The sequence below is a fragment of the Parasphingorhabdus sp. genome (assembly GCF_041748495.1).
Taxonomy (GTDB): domain Bacteria; phylum Pseudomonadota; class Alphaproteobacteria; order Sphingomonadales; family Sphingomonadaceae; genus Parasphingorhabdus.
Window position 1 is genome coordinate 1 of record NZ_JBGTDD010000085.1, and the last position, 23,069, is coordinate 23,069.

Consider the following 23,069-nt stretch of genomic DNA (forward strand, 5'->3'; position numbering starts at 1 on the left):
CAAAGGTCCATCATGCACGCATATCGCACCCATAATTGTTCCGCGCTTCGTTCTTCGCACGTCGGCGAGACCGTCCGTCTGTCCGGCTGGATCCACCGCAAGCGCGACCACGGCAATCTGCTGTTTGTCGACCTGCGCGACCATTTCGGCCTGACTCAGATTGTCAGCGAGACCGGTAGCGAGGCGTTCAAGATGCTGGACGGGGCGCGGGTAGAGTCAGTGGTCACGGTCACCGGCAAGGTGGTGGCCCGTGATGATGAGACGGTGAACAAGAATCTGCCGACCGGCGAAGTTGAACTGGTGGCCGACACCGTCGAGATGCAGGGTCCGGCCGAAGAATTGCCGATGCCGGTATTTGGTGAACAGGAATATCCCGAGGATATCCGCCTGCGCTACCGTTTCCTCGATCTGCGGCGCGAGTCTGTTCATGCCAATATGATGCTGCGCTCGAAGGTGATCGCGAGCCTGCGCAAGCGCATGACCGATCAGGGTTTTACCGAATTCCAGACGCCGATCCTGACCGCATCGTCGCCGGAAGGCGCGCGCGATTATCTCGTGCCGAGCCGCGTCCATCCCGGCAAATTCTATGCGCTGCCGCAGGCGCCGCAGATGTTCAAGCAGATGCTGATGGTCGCCGGCTTCGACCGTTATTTCCAGATCGCCCCCTGTTTCCGCGACGAGGACGCCCGGGCCGACCGTTCGCCGGGCGAATTTTACCAGCTCGATTTCGAGATGAGCTTCGTCACCCAGGAAGATGTGTTCCAGACGCTGGAACCCGTTCTGGCGGGTGTGTTCGAAGAATTTGCCGATGGTCGTTCGGTCACCCCGGCGGGCGAATTTCCGCGCATTCCCTACAAGGAATCGATGCTGAAATATGGCAATGACAAGCCGGATCTGCGCAACCCGATCATCATTCAGGACGTCAGCGAGCATTTCAAGGGCTCCGGTTTCGGTTTGTTCGACAAGATCACCTCGACCGGCGGCACGGTGCGCGCCTTTGTCGCACCGGAAGCTGGCAAGAACAGCCGCAAATTCTTCGATGCGATGAATGACTGGGCTCGCGGCGAGGGTTTCGCTGGCCTCGGCTATATCAACATGAAGGACGGCGTGGCTGGCGGGCCGATTGCCAAAAATCATGGCGAAGAGGGCACGGCGACGCTGCTCGCCGATCTCGGCTGCGGTCCTGATGACGGCGTGTTCTTTGCCGCCGGCAAGGAAGCCGATGCGGCGAAACTGGCCGGTGTCGCGCGGACGCGTACCGCGGAACAGCTCGACCTGATTGACAAGAATGCGTTCAAATTCTGCTGGATCGTCGACTATCCGATGTTCGAATATGATGATGAACTGAAGAAAATGGATTTCTCGCACAATCCTTTCTCCATGCCTCAGGGCGAGCTGGATGCTCTGGAAAACAAGGATCCGCTCGATATTCTGGCCTGGCAATATGATATTGTCTGCAACGGCATTGAACTGTCCTCCGGCGCGATCCGGAACCATCGGCCCGACATCATGTACAAGGCGTTCGAGATCGCCGGTTACAGCAAGGAACAGGTCGACACCGAATTTTCCGGCATGATCAACGCGCTCAAATATGGCGCGCCGCCGCATGGCGGGTCTGCGCCGGGCGTCGACCGGATCGTGATGATGCTGGCGAACGAACCCAATATCCGCGAAGTGGTATTGTTCCCGATGAACCAGAAGGCGGAAGACCTGATGATGAACGCGCCGAGTCCGGTGGCAATGAAACAGTTGCGCGAACTCCATATCCGCGTGGTCGAGCCACCGAAGGAAGGGTGAATTCAATAGTTTGGCTAGTTCCGTTCGTGTCGAGCGTAGTCGAGACACGTTGGGCCAGAAATAATGTCTCTCGACTTCGCTCGAGACGAACGGAGTTTTGAATTGACCAGAACCAAACCCGAAGAACATCATTTCCCCTCCTCCCACGGCGACATCTGCTATTTCGAATGGGGCAGGGCGGGTGACGGCCTGTCGGTGCTGCTGCTCCACGCAACCGGCTTTCATGCCCGCTGCTGGGACAAGGTCGTCGATGCGTTTCCTGCGGGAACCCATGTTGTCGCCGTCGATCAGCTGGGCCATGGCCGCAGCGCAAGGGCGGAGATCACCGACTGGGCGATGATTGCCGGGGCGACGGCCGAACTGATAGAATCGCTCGATGCGCCCTTTGATATGGCCGTCGGCCACAGCATGGGCGGCCATTGCCTGGTCCAGATCGCGCCGCAGCTGCCGGACCGCATCCACAAGCTGGTGTTGATTGATCCGGTGATCATGCAACCCGAAGTCTATCGGGACGCGCCGAAATATAATGATTCCTACGAGATGGTTGCGCGGCGGCGCAACGCCTGGACCGGGCCGGACGAGATGTTCGAACGGTTCCGTGATCGCCATCCCTACAAGCTCTGGGACCCGGCCGTGTTGCGGGATTATTGCGAATATGGGCTTTTGCCCAACGGGGAAGGCGGATTTGAACTGGCCTGTCCGCCGAAAACCGAGGGCTCGGTCTATGCGACCAGCGCATCGGTTGACCCTTATCCGCTGATCGCTCAGACTAGGCAAGCGGTCACAATCCTGCGCGCGCCGCAACTGGCACAGAAAGAGGCGTTCGATTTCGCATCCTCCCCGACACCGCCGCAACTGGCCAGCCGCTTTGCCAATGGGAAAGACATCTATCTGGCGGACCTGACCCATTTCATGCCGATGCAGGACCCCAAACGAATTGCCGAATTGATCATTAGCGGCTAAGCAATTTCCCTATTTGTGAATGCTTTGGCTTCCGGGGGGATGGGCATGAACCGATTATTGACTGCAATCATCACGACCCTGACGGCTTTAGCTGCCCTGGCGTCTGCCGCTCAGGCCGAGGTTTTGACCATCGAGGGGATGACACCGGCCAATTCACCCGAATTTGCCCGGATTCAATCGATCGCCCTAGAGCGTTTTGGCGGCAGCGATGGCCGCGCATTGGCCTTTGCTCTGGAAGACCGGCTGGTCGATGTCACGATCTTTGGCCGCCCCTATTTTGACGTCATTGGCGGACGATCGGCCGTGCAGCCGGACGCGACCCTGTCCGGCAATGTCACCGTCGGTATCGAGCAATTTGATACGGTCGGGACGCGGCGGCGTTGCGTCGAGCGCGATGACAAGGACAAATGCGTCACCCACAAGGATATCAAGGTGAAATGCGTCAATCGCATCATCGATTTCCGGGCGCAGGTCCGGGCGACGCGCTTTAGCGACGGGCGCAGCATCTATACGGAAAGCTTTCCCGACAAGCAGGACCAGACCGTCTGCCTTGGCGACGATCAGGATTTTGCCAGCAGCGAATTGGTGATCCGGGCGATGGTCTCTGCCACGGCCAGCGCCATCCGCAATGATCTGGCGCCCAGGCCCTATCGTCAGGAGATCCGCGTTCTGGAAAGCCGCAAGGACATGGCCAGGGCAGACTCCGATTTCTTCAAGGCGGCGATCAAGATGACCAAGGCCAATGCGGCAGAAGCCTGCCGGATGTGGGACGAAGCCGCAGAAAACGGGCTGATCCATATCTCGCTGACATATAATCGCGGTCTTTGTGCGGAGCAGCGCGGCGATCTGGACGCGGCGCTGACGCTGTATGACGAGGCGGAGCGACTGTCCCCCGGCAAGATGGAAGTAACCGAGGCACGGCAGCGCGCCAGCGATCACCAGCGGGCTCTCGATGAATGGGAATTGCGGCAATCCGGTAGCTCGCCAAGCTGAACCCGGGGAAGAGGGTTAACCGGTTAGCCCCTTTCGCAGCAATATAGTATATCGCCAGACCGAACGGGATGTTCTATCCGGAATGTCTGGCAGCGACGGTTGCAACCTTTAACCCTGGACCCCGAGGCACGTGCGGGGTGACGGAGCGCAAATGACCCTAAACCTGTCCGACTATGAATCCGGCGACAAATTTGACGGTGACTATGACGAGGCGCTGAAAGCCCTGCAGGAGCGGCTCGCGCATATCCATTTCAAGCATATCATCCATGGCAGCCGCTCGATCCTGGTGTTCGAAGGCTGGGACGCTGCGGGCAAGGGCGGCTCTATCCGGCGGATGACCGGGGAATGGGACCCGCGCTATTTCGATGTCTGGTCGATCGGTGCGCCCACCAGGGAAGAAAAGGACCGCCATTTCCTCTGGCGCTTCTGGCAGAAACTGCCCGGCAGCCGCGAAATCGGCGTGTTCGACCGCAGCTGGTATGGCCGGGTGCTGGTCGAACGGGTCGAGGGCTTTTGCGAGCCGGCCGACTGGAAGCGCGGCTATGACGAGATCAACGAGTTCGAGGCCCAGCAGATCGATGGCGGCACCAACCTGATCAAGCTGTTCTTCCACGTCACCCAGGATGAGCAGGACGACCGCCTGACCAAGCGGCTGGATGCCCCGCACAAACGCTGGAAGATCACCGCGGAGGATTTCCGCAACCGCGCCAAGCGAAGCGAATATCTGGACGCCCTGCACGACATGTTCGAATATACCGACACCCGCTGGGCGCCCTGGAAAGTGATCGACGGCAATGACAAGAAATCCGCCCGGATCGCCTCGATGACCCATGTCGCGGAGGTGCTGGAAGCAGCCTTGCCGGAGGACTTGCCCGAGGCCGATCCGGCGTTGGTCAAGCTGGCGAAAAAGGCTTTCGGTTATGAGGTTGAGGGATAGACAGGCGATTGTTTTAATCGGGGGAATTAGAGTGATTGCATCACGAGTAAGCTAAAGCCTCATTCCCCTGATCAGTGTTATATTTCGAATTTTGTAATCACATCACGCCGCTGTTTAAATATCAATATCTATCGACGTCACAAATTGGGCATTTCTGAGCATGGCCGAAATATTTTAAGCTAAACCCGGTCCGCTCTTTTCCATGCATCTGGAAAGCCATTGTTCCACAATTTTCACACTTTATCGTCCACGTAAACAGACCCAACAGCAATATTGAAACGAAAAGTACCTGCTGAACTGGGGCGCTAAAGTCTGATATGGCCCAAGCTATGCCTATCAGAGATGATACTGCGAATACGCCAGCCAGTTTGATCCTGATATATGATTTTTTCGTATTTTTCATCAGCCTCAACAGCTATTTGCCACAGTTCCCTAGCAGACGAGATTACCGCTAAAGCATCACGCTCTAACTACCGCCATTGCCGTGCCATCGGTGACAGTCTTCACCCCTTCACATTCTTCCCGATATAGCGCGTCAGCGGCGTATCGCTGCGGATCGTCGGCCCGCGCGGGTTCTTGGTGTCATAGACCACGGCATTTTCCAGCACCCGCTTCACATAGTTGCGGGTTTCGGTAAACGGAATTTCCTCGATCCACTTGACCCAGTCGATCCCGCCCATGCGCGGGTCGCCGTTGGCGCGGAGCCATTTGTTCACATTGCCGGGGCCAGCATTATAGGCCGCCACGGCGAGCGGGTAGCTGCCGCCATAATAATCCATCATCCGCTGGATATAGCCGCTGCCGAGCCGGATATTATATTGCGGATCCTCGGTCAGCGAGGACAGATTATAGGACAGGTTGGCCTTGCCCGATTGCTCCCGCGCGGTGCCGGGCATCAGCTGCATCAGGCCGCGCGCGCCGGCGTGGCTGACCGCGCCCTGGGCGAACTGGCTTTCCTGCCGGGTGATCGCGTGGATCATGGTCCAGCTGTTTTCATGGCCGAACGGCACCGGCATGGTGGGAAATGATGTTTCATCGATCGCGCCAACGCCGGAGCTCAGCGCGCTGATCCCCTTGATCACGCCAAGATCGCGCGCGCCGGTGCGGGTCACAAGATCGCTGAGCAGCAGATAGTCCTTGGGTGTCTTGGCATTAAAGGCGAGCGCCCGGTTGAAACGGATCTGTTCGGTCCAGGGGCCAGAACGGAACGATGCCTTTGCGGCAATGACCAGCGGCTCGTTATCATAGGCCTGGCGGTCTGCGGCGGTGATTTCGATCGCCGGCTTGCGGTTGAACACCGGCAGCGGGCGATCCAGCCGTTCCAGCGACAGCTGGCCATAGAAATGGTCCGGAAAGGCAGCCGCTTTTTCAAAATAGGCTCTGGCCTGCTCGGTTTGACCCGCCTCGGCAGCGGATCGGCCCGCCCAGTAATAGCCTTTCGAGGTGATATTGGGCGAGTCATAGGATTGCGCGTAGAGATCGAACATCGGCACCGCCTTGGCCGGCTGGCGCATGCCGTGCAGCGCCGACGTGCCCGCTAGCCAGGCGAGATCGGAATATTTGTCGCGCACGCGAGAATTCTGGTCGGCGATCCTTGTCGGCGTGGCATAGGCATCCTCGATTTTCGAAGCGATATCAAAGGCGACTGTCCATTGCCGGTCATTGGCCGCCGCTTGGGCGTTGAGCAGCAGCGACTCGAACCAGGTTTCCGGCAATGCCGGCTTGACCCGCAATGGCAATCGCGTTGCCAGCAAATGCCGCGCGGCATAGCTCTGTCCGCTGTTGCGCAAATAACGGGCCCGGTCTGCCAGATAGCCGGCGTCATCGCGGGCAATCGCCCCGACCGCACTGGCCTGTTCATTGGCACTGGCGGCATCGGTTAGCTGCGCCAGCCGTGCCGCGAATACCGCTCGCCGCGATGGTGAGGCATAACCCAGTTGGCGCGCGGCATCGCGCGTCGCTCTGGCCCAGAGCAGCGCATCCATGCGCGCATCATGATCGTCGGTGCTGAATGCCGAGCTGAACCGCGAAAGCAGCGCCGCTTCATCCTGGTCGGTCAATGTTCCGCCGCGCCAGGCGTTTCTGGCCCATTGATTGGCCTTGTCGCGCTCCCCGGTCGTTTGCAGGGCAACCGCATATTTGGCTGCGCCAGCATTGGTCGTGGGTTCGAACCGCGCGAAAAAGGCGAGCACGCGACTCGGCGAGAAGCTGTTGATATTGATTGCCTGTTCGGCGTTGCGCCGCATTCTCGTGTCTTCCGGCCATCCCGGGAAGGTGACCAGGAAACCGGCATAATCCTCGAAGGAATAATTATCGGACTGGGTCAGTACACGCCAGCGCTGCAGGCCCAGCACCGGATTACCGGCGGTGGGGTCGGACAGGCCGGCATCCGCATTTTGCCAGCCCATTTGTTCGCCGAGATTGTCGGCTGCGATGCAGGTGGCGGGGCTCAGAAGCAGTGACGCTATAACAAATCTTGATACCATGCTGGACATTTTACGGTTAGGCTCCTTATCAGGCGCTGAACGGCGAACTATATCACCGTTAATATTAAAAATGACTTGGTAATGGCTTTGCCAATTTCCAAGGTAAACATAAAGGATTTTTAGATGTTCTCGGGCTCCATTCCGGCTCTGGCGACTCCCTTTCGCGACGGATCATTTGCCGAAGACCAGTTTCGTGCACTGGTGGACTGGCAGATAGAACAGGGCAGCAGCGCGCTTGTACCGTGCGGGACAACCGGCGAAGCATCCACCTTGTCCAATGCCGAACATCATCGCGTCATCGAAATCTGCATCGAGCAGGCGGCCGGTCGGGTGCCGATCATTGCCGGCTGCGGTTCCAATGACACAAGCAACGCTCTGTTGCACCTCAATTTCTCGAAAAAATGCGGTGCAGCGGCGGGTCTGGTGGTCGCGCCTTATTATAATCGGCCCAATCAGGAAGGCATTACCGCCCATTTCACCGCCCTGACCGAAAACAACGATCTGCCGCTGATACTCTATAATGTACCGGCGCGGACGGTGACCGATATCAAGCCGGACACGGTCGCGGCCCTGTCCAAGCTGCCCAGCGTGGTGGCAATCAAGGATGCCAGCGGCGATCTTGACCGGGTCACCGAACATCGGCTCAATTGCGCGGATGATTTTGTGTTGCTGTCCGGGGTTGACGAACTGTCGCTGGCCTTTAACGCGGCTGGCGGTGTCGGCTGCATTTCGGTCACCGCCAATGTCGCCCCCAGATTATGCGCCGAATTCCAGGCCGCCTGCGCCGCCGGCGACTATGCCAAGGCGCGGGAACTGAATGACGTGCTCTATCCGTTGCACAAGGCATTATTTTCGGATGCGTCGCCCGGCCCGGTCAAATATGCGATGTCGCGCGTGCTGGACAATTTCTCGACCGATCTGCGCCTGCCGATGACGCCGCCTTCCGAAGCCAGCCGCAAGGCTGTCGACGCTGCGCTGGAAGGGGCTGGGCTGATCTGATGGCGAAACCGCGCCCGGAGGAATTTGACAAGCAGAAGGTCGTCGCCGAAAACCGGCGCGCACGCTATGATTATTTTCTCGATGACAAGTTTGAAGCCGGCATCATGCTGACCGGAACGGAAGTGAAATCTTTGCGCTTCGGTTCTGGCACGATCGCCGAAAGCTATGCCGAGGTAAAGGATGACGAGGTCTGGCTGATCAACGCCAATATTCAGGAATGGAGCCACGGCAACCGGTACAATCATACCCCGACGCGGCCCCGCAAATTGCTGCTGAGCCGACGCCAGATCAACAAGCTGCATGGCGCTGTGATGCGCAAGGGCATGACCATCGTGCCTTTGTCGATCTATTTTAACAGCAAGGGCCGGGCGAAACTGGAACTGGCGCTGGCGAAGGGCAAGAAGGCACCTGACAAGCGGGCAACCGAGAAGGATCGTGACTGGAAAAGGCAGCAGGGACGGCTGATGCGCGAACATGGATGACGAGAAGCCCAATATCCACGACAAGGATTTTGCTGCCCGCTCGATCATGCACGTCTTGCACTGGATCAAGAGAAAAATGCCGACCCGGGCCGGGATGGAACATAACAAGTTTCTCAAGCCGATCGCCCATCGCTTCTTGCACTCCGAACTGTGGCGGTTCACCAGACGCTCGGTCCCGCGCGGCGTTGCCCTCGGGATGCTGGCTGCGTTTCTGATCCCTGTCGGCCAGATTTTCGCCGCAGTTTTTCTAGCTCTTCCCGTGCGCGCCAATGTCCCGATCGCAGCGGTTACCACTTTCATCACCAATCCCTTCACCTATCCCTTCTGGATTGCAGCCGCAAACCGGGCCGGGCGATTTGCCTTGCAGGTGGATGCGATGACCGCGGGCCAGCCGATCAACACCCAGATGCGAAGCGAATTTGGCCAATGGCTGACCTGGTTGGTGCACGAAGCCGGAGTGACCGCATTCGGGTTTCTGCTGTTCGCCATAATCTTTGCCTCGTTCGGCTATCTGATCAGTTCCTTCGGATGGCGCTGGTGGATCGGACACAAGCGGAAAGTGCGGTTGAACAATATTCGTGCCGATAGGGCCGGCAATGGCCAGTAAAGCGCAGAACAAGCCGGGATTGCTGAATCCCAGCACCCGCAAGGTCAAGACCGATGTGCGGACGAGAGCGGTGCTGCTGGTGCTGGCGGTGCTGGCTTCGGTCGGCCTGCTCTACTGGCAGGTGAAGAATGTCACGCTGATCATTGCCTTTCTGGCTCTGATCCTCAGCCTGACCGGCATCATCTACTTTCTGCTGCCGCAGGATGCCGCAAAGGATCAGGACCATGCCGATCCCGAAGACTGGGCGGTAACCCGGATGGTTGCCGATCAGGCCTCGATCGGCTTGGCGATTACCGACCGGGCTGGCCGGCTGGTCTGCGCCAATGATCTGTTCACCAAATGGTTCAACGGCGCAGCCGTGCCGCCGGAACTGCCGTTGCAGGCCGGAGGCAATGAGCTGCTGGCAACCGCTGGCAGAAGCGCATGGCGGGATGGTCGCGGCTATGCCGAGGGCTTGAAGCGCGGCGTTGCCGAATATAGTGCGAAGGTTGTCCGGGCCGGGCAGGGCGATGAATATCTGCTCTGGCAGATGATCCCGCAAATCCAGGCCGACCTGCTGGATGACATGATTTCTCTGGTCAGTGGCGGTGGCGGTCGTGCCTTTTCCGAAGTCGGCATATTGGCCAGCGTGATCGGCGGCGAAGGTCGTATCCGCGCTTCCAACCAGGCCTTCGCCCTGCGCGCCACCGGCCGGGTCGATGCCAATATTGCGGGTCGCAATTTCATCAATTTTCTGCGTTCCGATGACAAGGGGACGATCTTTTTTGAACGCGAAGGACGCCATGGTACCCCGGTCCGTCTCTTCCATGTCCCGCTCGATCGGGAAAAGGAAAAGGGGCCTGCACTGATCCTGCTGATCGACGATGATGGCGGGATGGTCGAGCGCGGCAAGGCGCTGGAACAGGTGGAATCGATGCTGTCGCTGCTGCCTCTGGGGCTGGCGCTGACCGACCGCGACGGACGGTTCCTGTTTCTCAACGATGCCTTTGCCAAAACCGCCGGCATTGGCGAGAAGGAACAGCCCCTCTATCCCGGCGACCTGATGATCCGCGACGACAAGTCTGCGGTTGCCGACGCGGTGCGTCGCTATGCCAGCGGCCCGCCGACGGCAGGCGATCTGGCGGTCCGGCTGCGCAATGGTGGCGAGGAACCGGTGGCGCTGGGTATTGCCGGAGTTCGCGGACTGGGCGAAGCGGCGGTGCTGCTGTCGATCCGCGACAATAGCGAAGAATCGAAATTGAAGAGCCAGGTGGCACAGGCGACCAAGATGCAGGCTGTCGGCCAGCTGGCCGGCGGCGTGGCCCATGATTTCAACAATATTCTTACCGCTATCATCGGCCATTGTGATCTGATGCTGCTGCGCCATGCGCCCGGAGACAGCGATTATGATGACATCCAGCAGGTCAAGAACAACAGCAACCGGGCGGCGGGACTGACCCGGCAATTGCTCGCCTTCTCGCGGCAGCAGACCCTGCGGCCGCAGGTGCTGCAGCTGCCCGATGTGGTCGCGGATGTCTCGAATTTGCTCAAGCGGCTGCTCGACGAAACGATCGAGCTGGAAGTGCGGCATGGCCGCAATCTGGGGCTGGTCCGCGCCGATCCCGGGCAGCTGGAGCAGGTGATCATCAATTTGGGCGTCAACGCGCGCGATGCGATGCCGAAGGGCGGCAAGATTTCGATTTCCACCCAGGCAGTGGTCGCGTCCGATGTCCGTGCGCTAAAAAGTGATATTCTGCCGATCGGAGATTATACGGCGCTGATCTTCAGCGACACCGGCAACGGTATCCCACCGCATGTCATTGGCAAGATTTTCGAACCGTTCTTCACCACCAAGGCTGTGGGCAAGGGCACAGGTCTGGGTCTGTCGACGGTCTACGGGATCATCAAACAGTCCGGCGGCTATATTTTTGCTGATTCCAAGCCGGGAGCAGGCACCACCTTCTCCATCTACTTCCCGGTGCACCGGCCAACGTCAGAAGATCTGGCGCGGGCCACATTGAGTTCGCCGCCGGTCAAGGCAACGGCCAGGAAGGAATTGTGGGGCACCGGGCATATATTGCTGGTCGAGGATGAGGATATGGTCCGAGCCGTTGCCGAGCGGGCGCTGACCCGTCAGGGCTACACGGTGGTCACCGCCAGCGAGGGCGAAGAAGCCTTGGGACTGCTCGCGGCGCAGGCCGAATCGGAGCATCCGTTCGACATGATCGTGTCTGACGTGGTGATGCCCAATATGGATGGGCCGACCATGGCCAAGCATGTGCGCAAACATTATCCGGACCTGCCGATCCTGTTCATGTCCGGCTATGCCGAGGCGCAATTGCGTAAGTCGATCGATCTCGACAAGGTGAATTTTCTGCCAAAACCCTTTTCCGTCGCGCAAATTGCCGAGGCGGTCGGCGAGACTCTGGCCGAACATGCCAAGCCGCACTGAAGCACGGGCATTTTTCACATAAATTCAGAATGATAGCAAAATAGCAGGAAAATCATGTTCTCCCCTTGTTCTATGAGAACAAATAAGGTACATCATCACAATCATTGATTGATGCAGCTTAAACATTTAGCGAAGGGGACAGGCAAATGGCCGGCAATTTAAAAGTCGTAGAATCGGAAAATCAATTGAACTCATCAGACAGGCAAAAGGCGCTCGATGCCGCACTGGCGCAGATCGACCGCGCTTTCGGCAAGGGCTCGGCCATGAAACTGGGCCAGCGCAAGGCACTGGAAATAGAAGCCATATCCACCGGTAGCCTGGGACTGGATATTGCGCTCGGCATCGGGGGATTGCCAAAGGGACGCGTGATCGAGGTTTACGGACCGGAAAGTTCGGGCAAGACAACGCTCGCGTTGCACGTCATCGCCGAAGCCCAGAAGGCAGGCGGGACGGCTGCCTTCGTCGATGCGGAACATGCGCTGGACCCGGTCTATGCCAAAGCATTGGGCGTCGATACCGACGAACTGATCATCTCCCAGCCGGATACCGGTGAACAAGCGCTGGAGATTGTCGATACATTGGTGCGGTCCAACGCGGTGGACATATTGGTGGTCGATTCGGTTGCTGCGCTGGTGCCGCGCGCTGAAATCGAAGGCGAAATGGGCGACACCCATGTTGGCCTGCAGGCCCGGTTGATGAGCCAGGCGCTGCGCAAGCTGACCGGATCAATCAGTCGCTCCAAGTGCATGGTGATCTTCATCAACCAGATCCGCATGAAAATTGGTGTGATGTACGGCAATCCGGAAACGACCTCCGGCGGCAATGCACTGAAATTCTACGCATCGGTCCGGCTCGACATCCGGCGCACCGGCCAGATCAAGGAACGCGATGATATCGTCGGCAACACCACCCGTGTCAAAGTGGTGAAGAACAAGGTTGCACCGCCGTTCAAGCAGGTCGAATTTGACATCATGTATGGCCAGGGCATTTCCAAGGTCGGCGAAATTATCGACCTCGGCGTGAAAGCCGGTGTCGTCGAGAAATCGGGCGCGTGGTTCTCCTATGACTCGGTTCGGATCGGGCAGGGGCGCGAAAATTCGAAACGCTATCTGCTCGACAATCCGGAAATGATGGCGAAGCTGGAAAATCAGATCCGCGGCAAGCAGGAGCAGGTGGCCGAGGAAATGCTGACCGGTCCGGTTGGCAAGGCGGATGACGGAGATGATACCGAATAGATGATGTAAGTTTCATCGCAGCGCCAGCGCGCAGGTCCGGATTGTCGGCGCTTGTCGCCTGTCACGGATGCGCTGCGCTCCGATGGATATCCTGGCGCTGAAATGGCGCACGGAAACCATCAAGGGTTTTGCCGGATCATTCTCCCCCGAGGCGATCCCTGGCATAGGGCCGTCCTTCTGTCCCCCGACACCGAGGACGGCCCGTTTTCATTTGCCCCATTTTCATTGGCCCCATTTTCATTGGCAATGGATGGATCAAATGTTGGAAAAGGTTGACATTTGCCCGTTTGCAACGCTTCGTTGGCCCAAACTTTGACCAACTTTGAACTTTCCGGAAGGCCAATATGACCATCATCCTCCATCATCTCGAGAACAGCCGTTCCCAGCGCATCATCTGGCTGATCGAGGAGCTCGGCCTTCCTTACGAAATCAAGCGCTACGAACGTCATCCCAAGACCCAGCGTGCGCCGGACAGCCTAAAGGCCGTCCACCCGCTCGGCAAGTCACCGATGATCGAGGATGAAGGCGAGGTCATTATCGAGACCGCCGCGATCGCCGAATATCTGGTCGCCAAGGCCGACGGGAAATTAGGCGCTCCGGACGACGCAAAGGGCGCACGTCTCTACACCCAATATCTGCATTTCGCGGAAGGCTCGATGATGCCGCCGCTTTACGGATTGCTGGTCGTTGGCCGTCTGGGCCTGCTCGGCTTGCCGGCGCGCAAGCCGGTGGGTCAGATGGTGACCGATCTGCTTGTCTGGCTGGAAAGCGAACTGGCCGATCGCGATTATTTTGCCGGTGATCAGCTGACCGCGGCCGATATCATGATGAGCTTTCCGCTAGAGGCCTGCCAGTCCCGGGCCGGGCTCGATGAGCGCTATCCGAACCTGCTTGCCTGGCTGGAGCGCATCCACAAGCGTCCGCAATATCAGACCGCACTCGAAAAGGGCGGGCCTTATGCCTATGCGTGAGCAGGGCGGGGATTTTTCCGGCTTGTGTAATGACAGGATTGTCAACGGCAGATCGCTCGCCTAAGTCGATTTCATGCAAACAACCAATGATATAAGACGGTCTTTTCTTGATTATTTCGCCGCTCACGGCCACGAGATCGTACCGTCTGCACCACTGATTCCGTATAATGATCCAACGCTGATGTTCATCAACGCGGGAATGGTGCCGTTCAAGAATATCTTCACCGGGGTGGAAAAACGCGCTTATACGACCGCGACGTCCAGCCAGAAATGTGTACGGGCAGGCGGCAAGCACAATGATCTCGACAATGTCGGCTATACGGCGCGGCATCATACGTTTTTTGAAATGCTCGGCAATTTCTCCTTTGGCGATTATTTCAAGGAACAGGCGATTCATCACGCCTGGAATCTGGTCACAAAGGTCTGGGGCATTTCCGCCGATCGCCTGACCGTGACCGTTTTCCATACGGATGACGAAGCCTTTGATCTGTGGAAGAAAATTGCCGGCCTGCCGGATGAGAGGATCATTCGTATCGCAACCAGCGACAATTTCTGGTCGATGGGTGATACCGGGCCTTGCGGTCCGTGCAGCGAGATATTTTATGACCATGGTGCGCATATCGCCGGTGGTCCTCCGGGCAGTCCCGACGAAGACGGCGACCGCTTTGTCGAAATCTGGAATCTGGTATTCATGCAATATGACCAGCGCGGCGAAGGCGATCGCGTGGATTTGCCGAAACCTTCGATCGACACCGGCATGGGTCTGGAACGAGTGGCCGCGGTGATGCAGGGTGTGCATGACAATTATGAGATCGACCTGTTCAAGGCCCTGATCGCCGAATCCGGTTCGCTGACCGGGACGGCCACGACCGGCGACAATCAGGCCAGTCACCGGGTCATTGCCGATCATCTGCGCGCCTCCTCCTTTCTGGTCGCCGACGGCGTCCTGCCATCCAATGAGGGCCGCGGCTATGTGCTGCGCAGGATCATGCGGCGGGCAATGCGCCATGCCCATCTGCTCGGTGCCAAGGATCCCCTGATGCACCGGATGGTTGGCGCGTTGACTGCGGAAATGGGCAATGCCTTTCCCGAGCTGATCCGGGCCAAGCCGCTGATCGAGGAAACCCTGTCGCGCGAGGAAATCAATTTCCGTCAGACCTTAGCCAATGGACTGAAGCTGCTCGACGCGGAAATCGCTGAAATGGGGGCTGGGGATATTTTGCCCGGTGAAACCGCGTTCAAACTTTATGATACATTCGGCTTTCCCTATGATCTCACCGAAGATGCGTTGCGCGCCCAGTCTCTGGGTGTCGACCGCGAAGGCTTTGACAAGGCAATGGCGGAACAGAAGGCCGCTGCCCGCGCGGCCTGGAAGGGGTCCGGCGATCAGGCGTCCGACGCGATCTGGTTCGACATTGCCGAGCGGGAAGGCAGCACCGAATTTACCGGCTATACATCGGAACTGGGGGAAGGCGTCGTGGTAGCGCTAGTCAAGGACGGCGTAGAAATCGATGTCGCCCATGACGGTGATACGGTCACTCTGCTGACCAACCAGACTCCCTTTTACGGGGAAAGCGGCGGACAAATGGGCGACGCCGGTGAGATATCCGGTGCGGCCGGTTTCGCGGCCAGCGTGACCGACACCAGAAAGCCGCTGGGGCGGCTGCATGCTCACCAGATTGAAATCCGGTCAGGGTCCGTGTCGGTAGGGGACAATGTCCATCTGGAAGTCGATGCCGAACGTCGCTCGGCGCTGCGCGCCAATCACAGCACCACCCATTTGCTGCACAAGGCGTTGCGCCACCATCTCGGCGACCATGTGACACAGAAGGGCAGCCTGGTGGCGCCGGATCGTCTGCGATTCGATTTCTCGCATCTCTCAGCCTTGACCGAAGCGGAATTGAAAGCCGTCGAGGCCGACGTCAACGCTCAGATCCGCGGCAACAGCCCGGTAACGACCCGGTTGATGAGCCCCGATGATGCCGTTGCCGCTGGAGCATTGGCGCTTTTCGGTGAAAAATATGGGGATGAAGTCCGGGTGCTTTCGATGGGCAGGGACTCTGATCTGGATTATTCCGTGGAGCTATGTGGCGGCACCCATGTCCATGCACTGGGCGATATTGGCTTGATGGTGATCGTCGGGGAATCCGCTGTCGCCAGTGGTATCAGGCGAATAGAAGCCCTCACCGGCGAAGCGGCGCGTCTCTGGCTGGCGGACCGTGATAGCAAGCTCAAGTCGATTGCCGCCGCGCTCAAGGCCTCTCCGGAAGAGGCGACCGATCGGGTCGCAATATTGATCGAGGAACGCAAGAGGCTGGAACGCGAGCTGACCGAGGCGAAGAAGGCGCTGGCGCTGGCCGGCGATGGCGGCGGCGGGAAAGCGGCGGAAAAGGAAATGGTCGGTAATATTGCCTTTGCCGGTCAGGTCATTCAAGGTCTGAATCCCAAGGAATTGCGCGGCCTGGTCGACCAGGCGAAGAAGCAGCTGGCAAGCGGGGTGAGCGCACTGGTGGCGGTAAATGACGGCCGCGCAACGGTTGCTGTTGGCGTCACCGATGACCTGATCAATCGGTTCAGCGCGGTGGATCTGGTTCAGGCCGGGGTGGCCGCTGTCGGAGGCAAGGGCGGTGGTGGTCGTCCGGATATGGCACAGGGCGGTGGCCCCGATGGCGCCAATGCCGGTGATGCGATTGCCGCTATCAGGTCTGTTCTTGCGGGCTAAGCCCGTCTGGCACCAGATCGTCAGCCGTCGCCCGCCCCATGGCCGTGGAAATGGATTTCAGCTTGGGTTCCTGATCGAGATCCCCGTCTTCCTGGATTTGTTTGCGGTAGATATCGCGCAGTTCATGGATAGACGTGATGACCTTGCCCATGGCCACGCCATTCTGGACAAGAATGGCTTCTGACAATTGCAGGGAACCTTCAAGCGCTTCGGGCACGGCATTGGTTGCGCCAGCCTGATAGAGTTCGGCGGCATGTTCGATGTCTCGTGCCCTCGCTATAATCGGAAGGTCGGGTACCCAGGCCCGGACCTTTTTGACAATCTGTACCGACAGCACCGGCTCATCCATCGTCAGGACCAACGCCTTGGCATGACCAAGCCGCAACCGGTCAAGCATCTCGTTGCGGGCTACATTGCCGAAAACGATCGGATAGCCGTCGCGACGGGCTTTGGCGACCGTATCGATATTGGTTTCCACTGCCAGATATTTCTGGTCATGGACGGTCATAAGATCGGCGATCAGCTTGCCGACCCTGCCAAAGCCGATGATGATTGTCTGCTGAGCTTCCACCGGTTGCGCGTCCGCAGCGGAACCACCATCGCTGCGCATTTCCATCCGCCGGGCAATGTCGTGGCCAAAGCGGGCCAGTAGCGGCGTGATGGTCAGGCCGATGGCGGTCACGATCTGCCAGAATGCGGCCGTCTGTGGCTGGATCAGCTGCGCCTGCATCGCTGCGGCCAGCACGATCAAAGTGGTCTCAGAGGGACTGGACATCAAGACGCCGGCTTCGGTAGCGGTGCCGGGCCGGGCGCCAGCAAAACGGAGCAATCCGCCGGTAACGGTAGCCTTCACCAGAACCACGCCAACGACGGCGATGAGCAGGCTTCCCCAGTTTTCAAGAACCACGCGAATGTCGACTTGCATGCCGACGGTGATCAGGAATACGCCTAGCGCCAGCCCCTTAAATGGCTGGGTGATCACTTCGACTTCCCCGTGATATTCGGTTTCCGCTATCAGCAGGCCGGCAAGCAGGGCGCCAACGATTGGTGATAAGCCGGTTGCGGCGGTCGCCAGACTTGCCAGAATGATGACCAGCAAGCTGACCGCAAGGAACAGTTCCGGACTCTTGGTTCGCGCGGCCTGGGCAAAAACCCGCGGCAGCAGAAGCCGCCCGAGAACCAGCATTCCGATGATGACCGCGCCGCCCATCAGCAGCGTTTTTCCCAGATCGTCCCATCCGCCATCGGCGGTTATCGCCGGAGACATGGCTCCGAGAAGGAAAATGATCGGGACAATGGCGACATCCTCGAACAGGAGCATGGCCAGAGCCGCGCGGCCCACCGGGCTTTTGGTACCGGACATCGGCAATACAAGCGCGGTTGAGGATAGCGCGAGAGCGAGTCCCAGGCCGAGTGCGCCGGGTGCATTCTGGCCAAGCAGATACAAGACCGAACCGATGATCAGGCCGGACGCCAGCAATTCTGCCGCACCGACACCGAACACGAGGCGGCGCATGGACCAGAGCCGTTTGAAGGAAAGTTCCAGTCCGATGGAGAAGAGCAGCAATATGATGCCCATTTCGGCGAAGGGTTCAATCGCTTCGCGATCGCTGATTGTTACGAATTTTAACCATTCATACTGGCTCTCGAGCGAACCGAGACCCGACGGACCCAGCAATATACCGACCAGAATGAAGCCGATGATCGGCGTTATCCGGAAGCGGGTAAAGGCGGGAATGACGATTCCGGCCGCTCCCAGGATCACGATGGCGTCTATAAAAGCCGGATTGTCGAGCGGACTGTGCATATGAGGACTCTATAGACGAACACCGCCAATTGTCAGCCACTTACATGGTGAGGAACAAGAATGATGGATCTTGGGCAGAGGTCCCGCCGGATGTAGGTGGAATTCCGGGTACAAATCGAATCTTGTTAAGACCGCAAGTTGGTTAGCCATGCAGTCTGTTGCAGCTGGAAAAACAGCAAGCGGATGCGTGAATGCTGTTCATATCAGGACTGCCGCACCGGTTATTCCGGTGGTTTCGGTCGGTCGGACGCACCGTCGAGCGGGGTTCGGATGAGCGGAAATTCAATCGCCCGAACCCCGTCAATCCCCGGTGACTATTTCCAGTTTTCCATTTCTTTTTCGAGATTGGAACGAACCGCTTCGAAAAACTGTTCGGTCGTCATCCAGGACTGATCGGGACCGATCAGGATCGCGAGATCCTTCGTCATATCGCCATTTTCAACGGTCTGGATACAGACGCGCTCCAATGTTTCTGCAAAGCGCGTGACATCGGGCGTATCATCAAATTTGCCACGATAGATAAGACCGCGGGTCCAGGCAAAGATCGACGCGATCGGATTGGTTGACGTTGCCTTGCCTTGCTGGTGCTGGCGATAGTGGCGAGTGACTGTGCCATGCGCAGCTTCCGCTTCGACGCAATCGCCCGTCGGCGTCATCAATACGGATGTCATCAGCCCGAGTGAACCGAAGCCCTGCGCGACCGTATCCGATTGGACATCACCATCATAATTTTTGCAGGCCCAGACAAATTTGCCGCTCCACTTCAATGCCGACGCGACCATGTCATCGATCAGGCGATGCTCATAAGTGATGCCGGCCTTGTCGAACTTGTCCTTGAATTCTTCCTGAAAAATTTCCTCGAACAGATCCTTGAAGCGTCCGTCATAGGCTTTCATGATCGTGTTCTTGGTCGACAGATAGACCGGCCATTCACGGTTCAGGCCATAGTTCATTGAAGCGCGAGCAAAATCGCGGATCGAGTCATCCAGATTGTACATTGCCATGGCAATGCCGGGAGATGGGAACTGGAAGACCTCCTCGTCGATCGTGTCGCCATTGTCGCCTTCCCAGATCAGCCGGAGCTTGCCCGGTCCCGGTACCTTGAAGTCGGTGCAGCGATATTGGTCACCGAACGCGTGACGGCCGACAACGATGGGGTCGGTCCAACCCGGTACCAGGCGGGGAACATTGTCGATCACGATCGGTTCGCGGAAGACCACACCGCCCAATATGTTGCGGATGGTACCATTGGGCGATTTCCACATCCGCTTCAGTCCGAATTCTTCGACCCGGTCTTCGTCTGGCGTGATCGTTGCGCATTTCACGCCAACGCCGTGCTTCTTGATCGCATTGGCCGCATCGACCGTGATTTTATCGTTGGTTTCATCACGAACTTCGATCGAGAGATCATAATAATGCAAATCAATGTCTAGATAAGGTTCAATCAACCGCTCGCGAATCCATTGCCAGATGATCCGCGTCATTTCGTCGCCATCAATTTCGACGACCGGGTTTTTGACCTTGATTTTCGACATATTGTTTATTCTTTCGTGAAACGGGACCAAGAGGGAGGATCGATGTTGCGAGCCTCTTAGCAAAGATTGTCGTTTGTTCAACCCAGAGATTCTGGCTAAAGTTGCGGGTAGTCAAGCAAATTCCCGCCGTTCAATTCCCAATATATCAACGGGAGTGTTGTCAGAACAATGACCCGTCCCTAAGTAGCGTGCATGGCAATCGAAAAATATTCAAACAAAGGGCTGGGTGAAGCCAAATGGTCTTTCCCGCCGGTGCATCCCGAAGGTCGCAAATTTGCCGTCATCGCAGCGGGCATCACTTTGTTTTTTGCGCTTATGGCCTGGGAGACCCTGGCCTGGCCCATGGCGGCGATCACCGTTTGGGTATTGGCCTTTTTCCGCGATCCCAAGCGGATCACGCCGCTCGATGAGAAATATATCATCGCGCCAGCCGATGGCTTGGTGAGCCTGATCATGCCGGTGAAGCCGCCGGTGGAATTGCAAGGAGAAGGTGGCCTGGGTGAAGAAGAACTGATGCGGGTTTCGATTTTCATGAGCGTGTTTGACGTGCATATCAATCGCACCCCGATCGAGGGAACGGTGAAGCGTCAAGCCTATATTTCCGGAAAATTCCTGAACGCGGACCTGGACAAGGCGAGCGAAGAAAATGAACGGCAGCATTTTCTGGTCGAACGCAATGATGGTCTCAAGGTCGGTTTTACCCAGATTGCAGGACTGGTGGCCCGGCGGATCATGACCTTTGTAAAGGAAGGCGATTTTGTGGCCGCCGGCCAGCGAATCGGACTGATCCGGTTTGGCAGCCGGGTCGATGTCTATCTGCCAAAGGGAACCCTGCCCAATGTCGTGCTGGGGCAACGGACCATTGCGGGCGAAACCGTCATCGCGGTGACCGGGCAGATGAAAGAGATCGAGGGTGTAGGACAATGATCACCGGACAGCCAGCTAGCCGAATGCAGCGCAGCTAATGGCTAAAAAGGGGTCCCTGAAGCAACCGGAACGCGGCATACCCTTGCGCGCCTTTGTCCCCAATGCGGTGACGGCACTGGCGTTGTGCGTCGGCTTGAGCAGCGTTCGTTTTGCCTATTTCGACAATTGGGTGCTGGCCGCCGCCGCAATCGTTCTGGCCGGGATATTGGACGGCCTGGACGGCAGGATTGCCCGTCTGCTGAATGCGCAGAGCCGATTTGGTGCGGAACTGGACTCGCTGTCCGATGTGATCGCATTCGGGGTGTCGCCCGCTCTGGTGATGTTCCTCTGGTCGACCCAATATATGCCGCAATTCGGCTGGGTATTGGCGCTGACAATGGTTGTCGCCTGCGCTCTCAGACTGGCGCGCTTCAACGCCTTGATCGATGCCGATGACCAGCCGCATAAATCTGCCGGATTCCTGACCGGTATCCCGGCACCGGTCGGTGCCGGTCTGGCGATGTTGCCGCTTTACCTGTGGATGATCACCGGGCTGGATGTTTTTCGCCATTATGCGCTCGTGTCGCCGTGGATCGTGCTGATTGCATTTCTGATGCTGTCCAACACGGCGACCTACAGCTGGTCGTCCCTGCGTTTACGAAAAAATATCAGGCTGGAAGCGATCGCGATCATCGCCTTGGCTGGCGTCGCGCTGATCAATGCGCCCTGGATCATGCTGTCGGCTATCAGTATCGGCTATCTGATATTGGTTCCGTTCAGTGTCCGCAGCTATGCCAGGATCAAGCGGCAGCGCACCGCGGAACGGGTTGCAGCGAGCGATATCGGTTCATAAGCTGCGAGGCATTGACCGACCGGTGACGATAGGCGGGTGACCGGAAAGCGGTGTTGGCAGGAACGGCCCGTAACTCGTTCTGCATGACGCTTGCAATCCTGTCGCGATATTGCACAAACATCATCGCGATGACAGCGGTCGAGCCGAGAAACGCGAGTACGAAAAAAACAGAGGCAGCGATACCGAGCATGTGAAAATTCCATTCGTTCTATCAATGAACTCCTAATGTTCCATATATGTTCTTGTTGTCAAGCGATAGTTGAATCATGCATTATAAAACGCGACCGACGGCAGAAAGGTTCCGAAGTGGTTCTCGGACGGATCCGGTGCTAAGATAGCGTGTGTGAAATACGGCCGCGCGGTTTTGCGGGACCGGTTGCTTGGACTAGCGCTTTCCGGGAAGCATCCGCTGGAGCGTATTGTCCTTGGCCGCATAATGATGGAACAGCGCTGCGCTGGCATGCAGGCCTATCAGAAAATATCCGATGGTGCCGACCGTTTCGTGCAGCTCCTGGATCTGTTCCGACAGCGCCTTGTCCGGTGCAATCAGCGAAAACAGCTCCAGCCCGAAAAACGGGATATTCTTATCAGCGCTGCTGAGGATCAGCCAGCCCGCGACCGGCATCGCCAGCATGAACGCATAAAGCGCGAAATGGATCAAGCTGGCTAGCATCATTTGCCAAGCAGCCGGTGCTGGCTTGATAGGGGGCTTGGCCGACATGAGCCGTGCGATGATCCGGACAATCACCAGCAGCAGGACCGAGAGACCCAGCATGAAATGCCAGGTCTTCAGACCCTCTCGCATGTCACTGCCTCGCGGATAATATTCGCGCAGCAGGATGCAGGTATATACTGCTGATATCAGCAATAGCATTCCCCAATGGAGCAGGATGGATACGGACGAATAGCGTGCCGGGGGTGCAGTCTCACTCATGGATGAACTCTTTTCATTTGCGAGAGACCATGGATCAGGTGCTCCGACGTTTAAATATCGTCCAGACACACAGCCCGAATTTGACATGATCGGGTGACCGGACTGCCAGCTTTGCGAAACGTGAATATCATTGAAAGCGACAGAGCATAACTCTGGAATTATACCTAATCGGCGATGCCTGCGACCGGTTTTTCGGGAAAGCGGAGCTGTAGGAGTGAGGCGGGAGATCATGGGTCTGTGCTGTCCTGAGCCCCTTCCCGGTCTGTTTTCGCCTTTGCCCAGTTTGTGGTTGCATTTTGTGCCGCTTCACCTTAACGGCACGCTCATTCCACATGGAAAGCACTCATACCGGTGCCAATGGCGGCCTTCGAGGTCGTTTGAGGTTCTCAGCTTTCCAGAGGCATAACCGGA

At 57.8% G+C, this 23,069-nt stretch carries 17 protein-coding genes; 13 read left to right on the forward strand and 4 right to left on the reverse strand.

All coding sequences use genetic code 11. The annotated features are described in order from the left end of the window. Window positions 1-12: 12 nt before the first annotated feature. The 4 genes from aspS (at window position 13) to ACEW8J_RS06775 (ending at window position 4,690) form a co-directional block, all read left to right on the forward strand. The gene (aspS, locus tag ACEW8J_RS06760) at window positions 13-1,797 is read left to right on the forward strand and encodes an aspartate--tRNA ligase (RefSeq protein ID WP_373490894.1); all 1,785 of its coding nucleotides are present in this window, start codon (window positions 13-15) and stop codon (window positions 1,795-1,797) included. A 102-nt stretch (window positions 1,798-1,899) separates the two neighbouring features. Then, a complete protein-coding gene (locus tag ACEW8J_RS06765; RefSeq protein WP_373490878.1) occupies window positions 1,900-2,760 on the forward strand; it encodes an alpha/beta fold hydrolase in 861 nt (286 codons plus the stop codon). A gap of 45 nt (window positions 2,761-2,805) precedes the next feature. After that, window positions 2,806-3,753, forward strand: coding sequence for a tetratricopeptide repeat protein (locus ACEW8J_RS06770; protein ID WP_373490879.1), 948 nt, complete (start codon window positions 2,806-2,808; stop codon window positions 3,751-3,753). Window positions 3,754-3,904: 151 nt separating this feature from the next. After that, window positions 3,905-4,690, forward strand: coding sequence for a polyphosphate kinase 2 family protein (locus ACEW8J_RS06775; protein ID WP_373490880.1), 786 nt, complete (start codon window positions 3,905-3,907; stop codon window positions 4,688-4,690). 503 nt (window positions 4,691-5,193) lie between these two features. Here ACEW8J_RS06775 and ACEW8J_RS06780 read toward each other — a convergent pair. Then, window positions 5,194-7,185 (reverse strand): transglycosylase SLT domain-containing protein, encoded by a 1,992-nt coding sequence (locus tag ACEW8J_RS06780; RefSeq protein ID WP_373490881.1) that lies wholly within the window; start codon window positions 7,183-7,185, stop codon window positions 5,194-5,196. 114 nt (window positions 7,186-7,299) lie between these two features. On the opposite strand from ACEW8J_RS06780, the gene dapA reads away from it, so the two are divergent. The 7 genes from dapA (at window position 7,300) to alaS (ending at window position 16,623) form a co-directional block, all read left to right on the forward strand. Further along, window positions 7,300-8,175 carry a 4-hydroxy-tetrahydrodipicolinate synthase gene (gene dapA / locus ACEW8J_RS06785; RefSeq protein ID WP_373490882.1) on the forward strand — a complete coding sequence of 292 codons (876 nt, stop codon included), beginning with the start codon at window positions 7,300-7,302 and terminating at the stop codon, window positions 8,173-8,175. Next, a complete protein-coding gene (smpB, locus tag ACEW8J_RS06790; RefSeq protein WP_373490883.1) occupies window positions 8,175-8,657 on the forward strand; it encodes an SsrA-binding protein SmpB in 483 nt (160 codons plus the stop codon). The genes dapA and smpB overlap by 1 nt, the downstream gene beginning before the upstream one ends. After that, window positions 8,650-9,264 (forward strand): DUF2062 domain-containing protein, encoded by a 615-nt coding sequence (locus tag ACEW8J_RS06795; protein WP_373490884.1) that lies wholly within the window; start codon window positions 8,650-8,652, stop codon window positions 9,262-9,264. Before smpB ends, ACEW8J_RS06795 begins: the two co-directional genes overlap by 8 nt. Continuing rightward, a complete protein-coding gene (locus ACEW8J_RS06800; RefSeq protein WP_373490885.1) occupies window positions 9,254-11,695 on the forward strand; it encodes a response regulator in 2,442 nt (813 codons plus the stop codon). The genes ACEW8J_RS06795 and ACEW8J_RS06800 overlap by 11 nt, the downstream gene beginning before the upstream one ends. A 146-nt stretch (window positions 11,696-11,841) precedes the next feature. Continuing rightward, entirely contained in the window at window positions 11,842-12,930 is a 1,089-nt protein-coding gene (gene recA / locus ACEW8J_RS06805) for a recombinase RecA (protein WP_373490886.1), read from the forward strand. Window positions 12,931-13,274: 344 nt separating this feature from the next. After that, on the forward strand, window positions 13,275-13,901 hold the full coding sequence (locus ACEW8J_RS06810) for a glutathione S-transferase family protein (RefSeq protein WP_373490887.1): 627 nt from the start codon (window positions 13,275-13,277) through the stop codon (window positions 13,899-13,901). 73 nt (window positions 13,902-13,974) lie between these two features. Continuing rightward, the gene (gene alaS, locus ACEW8J_RS06815) at window positions 13,975-16,623 is read left to right on the forward strand and encodes an alanine--tRNA ligase (protein WP_373490888.1); all 2,649 of its coding nucleotides are present in this window, start codon (window positions 13,975-13,977) and stop codon (window positions 16,621-16,623) included. Here the strand turns inward: alaS and ACEW8J_RS06820 are convergent. Next, window positions 16,601-18,430, reverse strand: coding sequence for a cation:proton antiporter (locus tag ACEW8J_RS06820; RefSeq protein WP_373490889.1), 1,830 nt, complete (start codon window positions 18,428-18,430; stop codon window positions 16,601-16,603). The genes alaS and ACEW8J_RS06820 overlap by 23 nt on opposite strands. Before the next feature lie 314 nt (window positions 18,431-18,744). Then, window positions 18,745-19,965 (reverse strand): NADP-dependent isocitrate dehydrogenase, encoded by a 1,221-nt coding sequence (locus ACEW8J_RS06825; protein ID WP_373490890.1) that lies wholly within the window; start codon window positions 19,963-19,965, stop codon window positions 18,745-18,747. 192 nt (window positions 19,966-20,157) lie between these two features. Between ACEW8J_RS06825 and ACEW8J_RS06830 the strand changes: the two genes are divergently transcribed. Both ACEW8J_RS06830 and ACEW8J_RS06835 read left to right on the forward strand, forming a co-directional pair. Then, window positions 20,158-20,892 (forward strand): phosphatidylserine decarboxylase, encoded by a 735-nt coding sequence (locus ACEW8J_RS06830; protein WP_373490891.1) that lies wholly within the window; start codon window positions 20,158-20,160, stop codon window positions 20,890-20,892. 37 nt (window positions 20,893-20,929) lie between these two features. Further along, window positions 20,930-21,724, forward strand: coding sequence for a phosphatidylcholine/phosphatidylserine synthase (locus tag ACEW8J_RS06835; protein WP_373490892.1), 795 nt, complete (start codon window positions 20,930-20,932; stop codon window positions 21,722-21,724). 385 nt (window positions 21,725-22,109) lie between these two features. Here the strand turns inward: ACEW8J_RS06835 and ACEW8J_RS06840 are convergent, their stop codons facing one another. Further along, window positions 22,110-22,658 carry a cytochrome b gene (locus ACEW8J_RS06840; RefSeq protein ID WP_373490893.1) on the reverse strand — a complete coding sequence of 183 codons (549 nt, stop codon included), beginning with the start codon at window positions 22,656-22,658 and terminating at the stop codon, window positions 22,110-22,112. Window positions 22,659-23,069 lie beyond the last annotated feature (411 nt).